We start from the raw sequence: 12,921 nt of genomic DNA, 5'->3' as shown, positions 1-12,921 counted from the left end.
TTTAGTTTTTGCCTATAGAACTTAATTTGTATCAGCTTGAGGCGCTTTGCGGATGACCTTCTTTTCGACTTCATCAAGCTTTATAACATAGGCATTACCACCAATGCCTTTAAACTCTTCGTCTGTAAAAACAATCGTGTTGTCATCGTAAAAAGTGATGGCTTCTTTTTGCGTAACAATACCTAAATCAATACGTGATACATCCCCAGAAAAAAACTTATCACCCCGAAAGTTCTCAAATAACCAAATACTGGTGGAATCAAGTAGAACCAACTTAGTTCTATCTGGGCTAAGCGCCGCGGAAGTGATCCAACAAAGCTTTTCCATGGTGGTGCAAGTTTTGAACGAATCAATTAATTCAGCATCAAAATTAGCTGCATGATCGCCAACTTTGTAAACTTTAGTAATGCCATCAAATGGCTCAGTTCGATTTTTGGTAAATAGATACAAATGTCGCCCTAAGGCTACAAAGGCTTCTAAATCAAAATTTCGCTGATCAGGTTGGATGGGGCGACCATCCATTTCGGGGTATGTAAACTTGATAATCTCTGCTTCAGTGGTTTCGCCTTTAATATCGATTGGATTTTCGATTTTATAAATGGTTAACCATTTTCGGTCGTTTTTGTTATTGCCAAAATCACCCAAAAAGAAATGACCAAATTTATTTTGCGTCATATCTTCCCAATCAATGTTTTTAGCATTGGTTACCAAGATTTCTTTTGCAATAGACCCATCTTGATTAAGGCGGTACAACTTGGGTTGATCGCCACTGTCGTTTATGGCCCAAAGTCGATTAAATTTATCAAATTCAATCCCTGAGATTTCTTTGACTTTGGGGTCTACAGACAATCTTTTCTTACTATAGAGAGTGTAAATAGATGAACCAATGAGTAGGCTAGTGATCGCGAAGGAAACTAAAAAAATGGTTAATAGGCTTTTTTTTAACATCAACAGGGTAAAAGTACAGATTAATAGCTGGGATTATAGCGGTTTATGCTATTTTTGTATATTCCAAACACCACGGCCGGTGGCTGATATAAAGTTTAAGTTATCTTGCAAAACTTTATGCCCCACATTTAAAGATGACTCTGGGTGACTTATCAAATAACCTTGAATACTGTTGATACCCATAGATTTTACCAATTCAAATTGTTTTACATCTTCAACACCTTCAGCCACGACTTTTAAACCGAGCTTAGCACCTAGCTCGCTTACAGAGTGCATTATTTTATGGTATTTAGCGTTATCTTTAGCTTGCGATACGAATAGACGATCTAATTTAATAACATCAATTGGAAGATCTGCAAGCGTACTTAACGAGCTAAAGCCAGTCCCAAAGTCATCAATTGCGATAGTAATACCTTCTGCACGCAATTGTTCGAGTGTTTGAATAATCTTATTGCTTGCTTCAATAAAAGTAGATTCAGTGATTTCAAGCATTAATGCGTGGGCAGGGAGGCCTGTTTTTGATAGTTTATCCATAACCCAATCATAGATATTGCAATGCTTTAACTGTACTCCTGAGATATTTACAGATATTTTAACTTTTCTCATACCTGCGTTGTACCATGCCGACATTTGCCTACATGATTCGAGCATTATCCAGTCTCCAAGTTCTAGAATAATATTCGACTCTTCTGCGATGGGAATAAACTCCTCGGGAGAAATAAGTCCTTCTTTTGGGTGCTCCCACCTAACAAGCGCTTCAAAATAATCAATGGCGCAGTCATCAACATCAACAATAGGTTGAAACGATAAATGAAAATTTTCGCTTGCAATTGCAAGACGCATTTCGTCAAGTAAATAATGATATCGCCTAATTTTCTTGCCCATATCAGGTGAATAGACTTTAAAAATGCCTCGACCATCGGTTTTTGCTCTATACATAGCAACATCAGCCATCTGTAACAGTGATTGTGGTGTGGCTGCACTATCTGGGTAAACCGCAATGCCTATACTTGCACTAATTTTTATTAGTTTATTACCTAAAACGAAGTCACGTTCTATTTCGTGTAAAACATTTTGCGCTACATCTAAGGCTCTATTTTTACATTCTTTAAGGTCAATAAATATCGAAAATTCATCACCACCTAGTCGGGCTAAGTTTTGATCTAGTTGGCTCGTCGGAGATAAGTTAGATAACTTATGGTGTCGCATTATGCTACTTAAGCGTGATGCGACTTGCATTAGAATTTCATCCCCAAAACTATGACCAAAAGAATCATTTACTTGTTTAAAGCCATCTAAGTCGATAAAAAGTAATGCGCAACGATATTTTTGTCGCTCTGCGATTCTAAGTTGTTTGGCTAAATGCTCTATGTATGCGTGGCGGTCAAGCAGGTGAGTGAGCTTATCTTGAAATATACTTATTTCAGACTCTTTAGTGTAGTTAGTGATATGCGTGCTAAGAGCGTCATAGTTGACGCGGAGTTGCTCAATATGCGGTTGTTTAGCTGTAGAGCTGGTAGCTAAGTTTAGACTTTTAAGTAAATCAGATGCTTGAGTATTAAGCAATTTGAGAGTGTAACTCTCATTTCGAGTTTGTACTCTTATATTTACTATCCAGCTTACTGCCATTATCAATAATAATAGTATAATTATATTTATTGGAGCTAACAGTGTAGATAATATTACATCTGATGAAAGTGCCGCGACAGTCAGTCCTTGCTCAGAATTTATTACTATATAGGTTTCATTCTCTTTTATTATTATGTTTTGCCCACTTAATAAAATATTATACCAAGCCGTTTTTGTTATCTGCGATTCTACACCAGTTAAATAGTACAGCTCTATTCCGCTATCAATATAATTTAAATCATTAATTTTCTTTGTTAATAAGATACTCATCCCATAAGCGAAAGCAATTATAGTAATAATAATCGTGAATGAAGTTCGTATTGCATTTGTCATCTAGAGTACCATTTTGGTGCATTTTTATAAGTTGTGCTCACCTTTATAATGTCAGTAATTATATTGTTACAGATAAGTTAGCAAAAGCGTTTTATTGATAATGGTGTTTAGATTGGTACAAAATGTGAAAATTCACATCGTTTAGAGTATAAGCTCTATTTGTGGGGTGGTAGTGAGCTAATAATATTCGCTTAGCGTTCACGATGTAAAATAAATTTACTTCACTGGAAAAACGTCCGGTTTTAAATTTTTAAAAGGTTTTTATTTTTATTTTAAAGCTGGGTCTGATGTTGGTTTGATAACTAGTTTTAAATTTTAAATTTACGATTTTGTACTTATTGTTTTTGTCTTTCTGCTTGGGTAGTTTTTAAATAAGTTAATTGGGTAGTAAAAATTAACGGTTGGTTTTGCTTTGTTTTGTAGGTTTTTTCTGGAAGGAATAACGATTTATATATGTCTCATATAGATTTATATAATTTACCTTACAGAAACAATGTAATTTATTTTTGTAAATTATATGCTTATATTTTTTACGAAATGAAATAGTGTCTTTTTAGTGTTTTTGCTCTAATTGTTCACTTCAATTTTATTCACTTTACCCAACCCAATTTGTTATCTACTTTTTATAAGTCATTACGAGAGTAGATAAAACATACTGAAATTAAAGTGTATTTTATCATCAACTTGGTTCAGTTATTGCTCTTAATAATACAGCAATATGATTGTTGTAATTTTTGTTTAATTTACGCACTATCTTGGTGCGAAAAATAAACAGTTGCACTGTCATAATGCGTAAATATAGGTTTGATTTACTTAATGAACTTGATGATTTGGTAATCAAGTTTATGAAACCTGGAACGCACAGCCTCCGCTTATAGAGTCGTTGAATGCGGTACTGTGGCAAGGATTAATTTACCAATTGGTTGAATTGGAGCCCACTATGCTAAGCAAACGCTTTTTTAAAACTAAAGACGAAACCGAAGTTACTTTTGAATTTAAGCATCCTGATGCTGAAGATGTGCAATTAGTTGCGGAGTTTACAGATTGGCAGCCTGTGCCAATGAAGTTCAATAAAAAAGAGCAAGTTTTCAAATGCAAGCAGCGTTTACCACTTGATCAAGAGTTTCACTTCCGTTATCTAATCAATGGCGAGACATGGGACAACGACCACCAAGCTGATGGTTATATTCCTAACGGTTTTGGTACTGATAACAGCATTGTTAATACCCAGCGCGCTTAGGTGTTTTGATGCACTCACTATCTCAGTTATATTACCTGCATGGCATAGGCTATGAATATACTAAATACACTGGTGAGCATGTTATTTTCGATGAAAGTACACGCAAGCAGGCGCTTAGTTGTTGCGGTATAAATACCCAAGATTCTGATGTAATAAACCAACTTAATTTTGCATTAGATGCAGGTACTTGGCTGAACTTGTTGCCTCATACAAGCATTATTGAGGCACACCATCCAATTTTGAAAGTACGCGTTGATGAGCGTTTATTAACACGCTCATGTATTCTAAGCGTGCCTTCGCTTGATATTCATTTTACTTGTGAAAACTTGCAAGGTTTAGCTGTACTAGGTGATTACGGCCTAAACGGCATTCGTTATCTTGAGCTTGCATTGCCAGTTCCTGAAATGCCAATCGGTTACCATGATGCACTCATTACAGTGGCAGATCAGCAAGCTCACAGTCAGCTATGGATCACACCTAAAGAAAGCTTTTCTATTGATGATAAAAAGCGTTTGGGCTTATCCATTCAGCTTTATAGCTTATGCAATGAAGAGGGGTTAGGAATTGGTGATTTCGCTGATTTAACAAAACTTATTAAAGCAGCCGCGACTAACAATATGGATTATGTGTTGCTTAATCCGCTGCATTTACTGTTTGAACACAGTCCTGAGAGGGCGAGTCCTTATAGTCCAAATAGCCGAGCGTTATTGAACCCGCTGTATATTGCTGTGTCATTATGCGAAGACGCCAAAAATAATAATGCACTTGATAAATTATTGGCAAATAAACCGCAAACCGATGCGACTTACATTGATTATACATCGGTTAGTGATTTTAAATATCAAGTGTTTAGCTGTTTATATCAACAATTTTGTGAGTTTGCTTCAGAAGAGCGAAAACAGCAGTTCGCTCGTTTTTGTGAAACCCATAAACGCAGCCTGTCGACCATGTTGGTTGGCGACCGTGATTATGCTAGCTATTTACAATGGCAAGCTCACCTTCAATTAAATATCTGCCAGCAAGCTGCCCGTGATAGCGGTATGGCAATTGGCCTTATTAATGACTTAGCCGTTGGCTGTGCAGGTGATGGCAGTGAGTTCAAAAGCCAAAATGAGCTATTTGCCGAAAATGCTCATGTTGGAGCTCCGCCAGATCCTTGGGCTGAACATGGTCAGAATTGGGGTTTGCCAGCACTGAATCCACAAAAGTTAAGTAAAGACAACTTTGCTTTTTATCGCTCTCTTATCCGGGCCAATATGGAGGATGTGGGTGGTCTTAGAATTGACCATGTAATGGCAATTCGCCGTCTTTGGTGGTGTTTTGAGAATAATTCCCAGCAAGATGGTTGTTATGTTTATTATCCGTTTGAACAGTTATTAGCAGTGCTTAAAATTGAATCTCATCTTAATCAATGCGTCGTAATTGGTGAAGATTTAGGTGTGGTACCTAATGAAGTGCATGAAGCATTAAAAGCAAGTGCAATCTATTCAAATGGGTTGTTCTACTTTGAAAAAGATTATCAAGGCGAGTTTTTAGCGGCTGAGCATTTTGCGCCTCATAGCCTTTTAATGATAGCCAACCATGATGTACCACCATTCAAAGGCTGGTGGATTGGCCACGATATTACGATTAAACAACAATATGGTTTGCTTGATGATGAGCAAACTCGGGCTCAATTCGATGCGAGAAACATTGAAAAGCATCGTATGCTTAATTTTATCGCACGAGAGTCACACCAGCATTTATCGTTAGAAACAGATGCCTTTACGGTTTATGAAGCGTTGGCATCCTCATTAGCGGCAGCACCAGCAAAGCTATTTACTATTCAAATAGATGACTTAGATCAGCAAATACTGCCTGTAAATATCCCCGGTACTGATAAAGAGTACCCAAATTGGCGGCGTTTATTGTCGCGTCCAGCTGCGCAGATTATCGAAGCGCAACAGTCATTCTTAGCCAATTTAATTTCGATAAGGAATCAATAATGCGAAGTCGTGTTCGTCAAGAGCAAAGTGCACAATCTGTTATTTATCAAAAACAAATCGATGCATTAGCCAGTGGTTGTTTTAGAGATCCTTTCAGCTTTCTTGGGGCGCATAAAAGTGGCCCTACGAGCTATGAAATTCGTTGCTTTTTGCCTGGCGCAAGCAGTGTTTCGATTCTGCTTGGCACAGAAAAAATCGTTGCGCAGCAACAAGGTGATAGTCATTTATTTGTCGCAAATATCAAATCAAAAACGAAACCTGACTACCAGCTGGATGTTAGCTATAGCAATGAATTTACTCATCAACAATATGATGAGTACAGCTTTGAAAGCAGCTTAGATGAACAGGCAATGTATCTGTTTAATGAAGGCAGTTTAGAGTATGCGTATCAACATTTTGGTGCACATTTTGTGACTCAACAAGGGGTTGATGGTGTTCGCTTTACAGTGTGGGCACCGAATGCCAGTAGTGTATCTATTATTGGTGAATTCAACTATTGGCAGCGTAATCGTCATTTTATGCGTTTTCATCCTGCCAGTGGGGTATGGGAGTTATTTATTCCTGGGCTTAAAGAGCATCAATGCTATAAATTTGCTATCACCACTCTAACAGGAGAAGTGCTTGATAAAGCCGATCCTTTTGCGTTTAAGATGCAACAAGCACCGGGTACAGCGTCAGTGCTACAAAAGCTAAAAACAGGTATTCAGCTTTCTGAAAGGGCGTTAGCAAATCGTGCAAAACGAAACAGTGTTGATGCGCCTGTTAGTATTTATGAAGTGCATGCGGGTTCTTGGCAAAGACGAGATGACGGCAAGCGCTATCTCACATGGCGTGAACTTGCTGATAATCTTATTCCTTACACTAAAGAGCTTGGCTTTACGCATCTACAATTAATGCCAATCAGCGAGTACCCATTTGATGGTTCTTGGGGTTATCAACCCGTTGGATTATTTGCCCCGACCAGTCGCTATGGCAGCTTTGAAGATTTTGTTTACTTCGTCGAGCAATGTCACGAAGCCGATATTGGCCTTATTCTTGACTGGGTACCTGGTCATTTCCCAAGTGATCCTCATGGTTTACATCGTTTTGATGGCACCCATCTATACGAACACGCTGATGTGAGACAAGGTTTTCACCCTGATTGGAATACCTATATCTACAATTATGACCGCGCAGAGGTTCGTAGCTTTCTGATTGCGAATGCAATGTACTGGCTACATGAATTTGGTATTGATGGCTTACGTGTGGATGCGGTTGCCTCAATGCTTTATTTAGACTACAGCCGTGAAGAAGGGCAATGGGTTGCAAATCAATACGGCGGCAGAGAAAACTTAGGCGCTATTGAGTGCTTAAAACAAGTCAATATGCGCTGCTATGCAAAAAATCCGGGCATTATGATGGTGGCTGAAGAGTCAACTGCGTGGCCGGGTGTTACGCGCCAAGTTGACCATGATGGTTTAGGTTTTGGTTATAAGTGGAATATGGGGTGGATGAATGACAGTTTGCATTATATGCAGCGCGATTCCCTTTACCGTTCGCATCACCACCACGAAATGACCTTTTCGATGGTTTACGCCTACAGCGAGAACTATATTTTACCGCTTAGCCATGATGAAGTGGTGCATGGTAAAGGCTCATTAATTGAAAAAATGCCAGGGGACGACTGGCAAAAGTTTGCAAACTTACGTGCATATTATGCCTTTATGTGGGCGCATCCAGGTAAAAAATTATTGTTTATGGGTGCTGAAATCGCCCAGCGTAAAGAGTGGAATCACGACCAATCGCTTGATTGGCATTTACTTGAGCATATTAGCCACAGTGGCATGCAGCAAACGATTAAAGATTTAAATGCTGTATACACTAGTACGCCAGCTTTATACGAGCAAGATTCCAGCCCAGCGGGCTTCGCGTGGCTCGACAGCAACAATGCTGAGCAAAGTATGTTTAGCTTTATTCGCTATGCAAAGAAAGCAGAAGATTTTGTGGTTGTGATCTGTAATTTAACGCCACAGGTGTATCACGACTACGTGATAGGTGTGCCAAAAGCTGGTACTTATCAAGTTATTTTGAACACAGATAAAGCGGACTATTTTGGTTCTGGCGTTGATGCAACTAGTCACGCAGAGCAAATCATCGTAAGCCAAGCGATTGAAAGCCATGGCTTTAATCAAAGCATCAGTGTGTCTTTGCCTGGTCTTGCGACAATTTACCTTAAGAAGGTGAGCGATGAGTCATAGTGTTGAACTCGAAGTTGGGGTGAGCTCGCCTTTAGGGGCATCTGTTGTTGGTGAGGGCGTAAACTTTGCTGTGTACGCACCACAAGCACAACATATGTCTCTGTGCTTATTTGATAGCAGTGGTCATTCAGAAATTCTCACCCTAGCGATGCATATGAACGAAGGCGGTATCTGGACACTAAAAGTGAGCCCTCTGAAAAGTGGCGCCTTGTATGGCTTTCGCGCTGATGGTGAGTACGCACCCGAAAAAGGACTATTTTTTAATAATCACAAATTGCTGTTAGACCCTTATGCGCGTGATTTATATGGCGAGTTTACGTGGAGTGAACGTCACTATGGTCAAATGCCTGTAGGAAAGTTAAGTCAGGTTAATAATGCCATTGATATGCCAAAATCTCGAGTCCGTGAGTTGGCACCTTACACAGGTAAAAAGCCGAATCACAGCTGGGGTAAAACGGTTATTTACGAATGTCATGTAGTTGGTGCAACCTGTCGTCATCCTGAGATCCCAAAATCGTTACAAGGTAAGTTTTTAGGTTTAAGCCATCCTAGCTTTATTGAGCATTTACGCACTATTGGGGTGACTTGCCTAGAATTATTACCTATTCATGCATTTATCAGCGAGCAGTTTCTTACCGCTAAAGGTTTACAAAATTACTGGGGCTACAACACACTTAACTTCTTTACGCCGCATAAAGAGTATCTCGTTAATGATGATATTAGTGAGTTTCAAGAAATGGTGGCGGCGCTTCATAAAGCGGACATAGAAGTAATACTCGACGTGGTTTATAACCACACAGCTGAGGCGGGCACAGATGGGCCTATTTTATCACTACGTGGCTTAGACAATTTAGGTTATTACCGCACTGTTGCTGACAAACCTCAGCATTATATTAATGATACCGGCTGTGGTAACACGGTAAATATTGATTCGCCTCGTTCTTTACAGCTGGTACTTGATAGCTTGCGTTATTGGGTTGAAGTGATGGGGGTTGATGGTTTTCGTTTTGACTTAGCAACCATTTTAGCGCGTAACCCGAATGGTTTTAATCAGGCGCATGCGTTTTTCCAAGCGATTAATCAAGACCCAGTATTAAGCCAAGTTAAACTCATTGCAGAGCCTTGGGATATAGGCCCAGGAGGTTACCAATTAGGGGCTTTTCCGGCACCGTGGCGTGAATGGAATGATAAATATCGCGATACGATAAGACGCTTTTGGAAACAAGAACAGGGCGTAATTGGTGAGCTTGCAAAACGTTTACATGGTTCGTTTGACTTGTTTGAGCATAACCTACGTGGGCCACTTAACAGTATCAATTTTATCACTAGTCATGATGGCTTTACGCTTGCTGATTTAGTTAGTTACGAGAATAAACATAACGAAGCCAATGGCGAGCAAAATCGTGATGGACACAGTGACAATCACTCATTCAATTGTGGCGTTGAAGGGTTTACCAATGACCCAGAAGTGAGCAAATTACGCTTACAGCAACAAAAAAATATGCTGTTAACTTTGTTGCTTTCTAAAGGCGTGCCTATGCTTTCATTAGGAAGCGAAATGGCACACTCACAAGGTGGTAACAACAACGCCTATTGTCAAAACAATCGCACAAGTTGGCTTGCATGGAAAGACTCACAATTTAGTCATCCTCTTACACGTTTTATTGACGATGTTTTGCGCATTCGTAAGCAGTTCAGCATTTTTAAACACCGCTTTTTTGTTCACGACAATGACCCGCGTTATGACGTCGCGTGGTTCACTGAATCAGGCACCAATATGCAACAAGACGATTGGCATCAAGGCGATCGCCAGGTGCTGATATACAGCCTGACTGACAAGCACACAAATCAAGCTTTATTGATCATATTAAATGCAGGATCAGAGCCTGTAACTTGCCAACTTCCTAACTTAGATAAAGGAAAATGGCAGTTAGCGCTGACCAGCATTCATCCAATGTCAACTCAGTTTGTTGACAAGGAACACGAGATTGCTGCAATGAGCAGCTGGGTTTTTACCGCCAATTCAGAGGATCTTAATCATGGCTAAAAATGCCGATCAAGTATGTGTTGTTAAGGGCTGGCAGGATGCGCCTACAGTTGATGAAAGTACCTTAGACGATGATTTATCACGCCATTTTTATTACACCCTTGGACGTGACAAAGTAGGTAAATCACAACTGTATTTATACCATGCATTAGCATTAACTATTCGTGACCGATTAGTTGCTCGTTGCCGAGTAACAAAACAGCAAATTCATGAACAAAAACGCCGTAAAACAGCTTACTTGTCACTTGAATTTTTAATGGGCCGCGCCCTTGGCAATGCGATTTTAAACTTAGATTTAGATGAGCAAGTAGCTAAGGCGTTGCAAGAATACTGCACCGAACTTGAGCAAGTTGCGGAGGCTGAGCATGATGCAGGTCTAGGTAATGGTGGCTTAGGGCGCTTAGCTGCATGTTTTTTAGATAGCTGTGCAAGTCTTGCATTACCAGTGGTTGGCTATGGTATTCGTTATGAATATGGCATGTTTAATCAAGCTATTGAAAATGGTCATAAAATTGAACAACCAGATAATTGGTTACGCGAAGGGCACCCGTGGGAGCTGAGTGCGCCTGAGCAATCAAAACGCGTAAAATTCTTCGGTCATGTTGAAAGCTATACTGATAAACAGGGTCGTGAACACCGTCAATGGCTAGATTCTCATGATGTCTTAGCTGTTCCTTATGATGTGCCGATTCCGGGTTACAAGAACGATATTGTAAACACCCTACGTTTATGGAAATCAGAAGCCACTGACGAATTTGATTTAAGCGAGTTCAATGCGGGTAGTTACTCAGAAGCTGTAGCGCGTAAAAACTTAGCTGAACAAATCACAATGGTACTTTACCCAAATGATAGTAGCGAGAACGGTAAAGAGCTACGTTTACGTCAGCAATACTTCTTATCATCGGCGAGTTTACAAGACATCATTGATACCTGGGTTAGCAAACATGGCGAAGACTTCTCTGACTTTGCTGATTACCATGTTTTTCAATTAAACGATACGCACCCAAGTATTGCTGTTGCTGAGCTTATGCGTATTTTGGTTGATGAGTATGAGCTAGATTGGCAAGAAGCGTGGTCTATCACGACTAAGACCATGGCTTATACAAACCACACTTTACTTCCTGAAGCATTAGAGAAGTGGTCAGTATCTTTATTTGCCCGATTACTACCGCGTATCTTAGAAATTATTTATGAAATCAATGCGCGTTTCTTAGCCGAAGTTGCGTTAGCTTGGCCTGGTGATGTTGAAAAACAGCGTGCACTGTCACTGATCGAAGAAGGCCCTGAGCCGCAAATTCGCATGGCATATTTAGCGATTGTGGGTAGTTATTCGGTTAATGGTGTGGCTGCACTTCACACTGAGCTGCTTAAAGCTGGCTTATTTAACGAGTTTTATCAGCTATGGCCAGATAAATTCAATAATAAAACCAATGGTGTAACACCGCGTCGTTGGTTAGCACATTGTAACCCAGAGTTGGCTAAACTGCTTAATCAACACATTGGTGATGAATGGGTTGCTGACTTTAGCAAAATTAGCCAGTTACGCCGTCTATATGACGACCCTAAATTCCATAATCAATGGCAAGCTGTAAAGCACACTAATAAGCAACGCCTTGTTGAATTAGTAAAAAACCGCTGTGGTGTACAGTTTGACGCAGAAATGATGTTTGACGTGCAAGTTAAACGTATTCACGAATATAAGCGTCAGCTATTAAACGTACTGCACGTTATTCACCTTTACGATCGTATTCGCCAAGGCGATACAGCAAACATTGTTCCTCGTTGCGTGCTACTGGGCGGTAAAGCTGCACCAGGTTACTACATGGCGAAGAAAATTATTAAATTAATTAATAACGTAGCAGAAGTGATCAATAAAGATCCGCTTGCTAAACCGTATTTAAGAGTTGCTTTTTTACCAAACTACAACGTAACAGCCATGGAAACTATTTGCCCAGCAACTGATTTATCTGAGCAAATTTCTACAGCAGGTAAAGAAGCATCTGGCACAGGTAACATGAAGTTCATGATGAACGGTGCTTTGACTATAGGTACGTTAGATGGCGCTAACATTGAAATTCGTGATGCAGTGGGTGCTGATAACTTCTTCTTATTTGGTGCACGTGCAGAGCAAATTGACGATATCAAAGCACACTATAATCCTGAGCAGATTATTCACCAAACTGACAGCCTCTATAAAGTAATGCAATTACTTGAGAGCGGTCATTTTAACCTGTTTGAGCCTAATTTATTTGACGACATTATTGCGGCGATTAAGAGCCCGCACGATCCATGGTTAGTCGCTCATGATTTTGCCAGCTTTGTAGAAGCGCAAGAGCAAGTTGAACAAGCCTACTTAGATACTGCTCACTGGACAAAATGTATGGTACGCCCCGTTTTGCAAGTTAATAACTAAAAATAACGGAGATGGTTTGCGCTAATGTATTCAGAGTCTATTAGAGACTAACATTAGTCCCAGCTCTACGATGAGATCTGCGCCAGATT

General features: G+C 39.9%; 6 protein-coding genes and 1 pseudogene. 5 read left to right on the top strand and 2 right to left on the bottom strand.

The window, feature by feature from the left end; genetic code table 11:
• Nucleotides 1–21: 21 nt before the first annotated feature.
• Together L1272_RS18105 and L1272_RS18100 are read right to left on the bottom strand one after the other, a co-directional pair.
• A complete protein-coding gene (locus L1272_RS18105; protein ID WP_054554519.1) occupies nucleotides 22–948 on the bottom strand; it encodes a hypothetical protein in 927 nt (308 codons plus the stop codon).
• A 48-nt stretch (nucleotides 949–996) separates the two neighbouring features.
• Nucleotides 997–2,910 (bottom strand): putative bifunctional diguanylate cyclase/phosphodiesterase, encoded by a 1,914-nt coding sequence (locus tag L1272_RS18100; RefSeq protein ID WP_235374020.1) that lies wholly within the window; start codon nucleotides 2,908–2,910, stop codon nucleotides 997–999.
• Nucleotides 2,911–3,850: 940 nt separating this feature from the next.
• Between L1272_RS18100 and L1272_RS18095 the strand changes: the two genes are divergently transcribed.
• From L1272_RS18095 to L1272_RS18075, 5 genes and pseudogenes are all read left to right on the top strand, one after another.
• Nucleotides 3,851–4,150: an isoamylase early set domain-containing protein gene (locus L1272_RS18095; protein WP_054551968.1), complete on the top strand. Its 300-nt coding sequence runs from the start codon at nucleotides 3,851–3,853 to the stop codon at nucleotides 4,148–4,150.
• An 8-nt stretch (nucleotides 4,151–4,158) separates the two neighbouring features.
• On the top strand, nucleotides 4,159–6,135 hold the full coding sequence (gene malQ, locus L1272_RS18090; protein ID WP_235374019.1) for a 4-alpha-glucanotransferase: 1,977 nt from the start codon (nucleotides 4,159–4,161) through the stop codon (nucleotides 6,133–6,135).
• A complete protein-coding gene (gene glgB, locus L1272_RS18085; RefSeq protein WP_235374018.1) occupies nucleotides 6,135–8,372 on the top strand; it encodes a 1,4-alpha-glucan branching protein GlgB in 2,238 nt (745 codons plus the stop codon). Before malQ ends, glgB begins: the two co-directional genes overlap by 1 nt.
• Nucleotides 8,362–10,419, top strand: coding sequence for a glycogen debranching protein GlgX (gene glgX / locus L1272_RS18080; RefSeq protein WP_235374017.1), 2,058 nt, complete (start codon nucleotides 8,362–8,364; stop codon nucleotides 10,417–10,419). Before glgB ends, glgX begins: the two co-directional genes overlap by 11 nt.
• Nucleotides 10,412–12,805 (top strand): annotated as a pseudogene (locus L1272_RS18075) (glycogen/starch/alpha-glucan phosphorylase); the annotation flags it as partial. The gene glgX and the pseudogene L1272_RS18075, both read left to right, overlap by 8 nt.
• Nucleotides 12,806–12,921: the final 116 nt, after the last annotated feature.

This window comes from Pseudoalteromonas sp. PAST1, from assembly GCF_021532515.1.
Lineage (GTDB): Bacteria > Pseudomonadota > Gammaproteobacteria > Enterobacterales > Alteromonadaceae > Pseudoalteromonas > Pseudoalteromonas simplex.
This window is presented reverse-complemented; position numbering and strand designations above follow the sequence as displayed.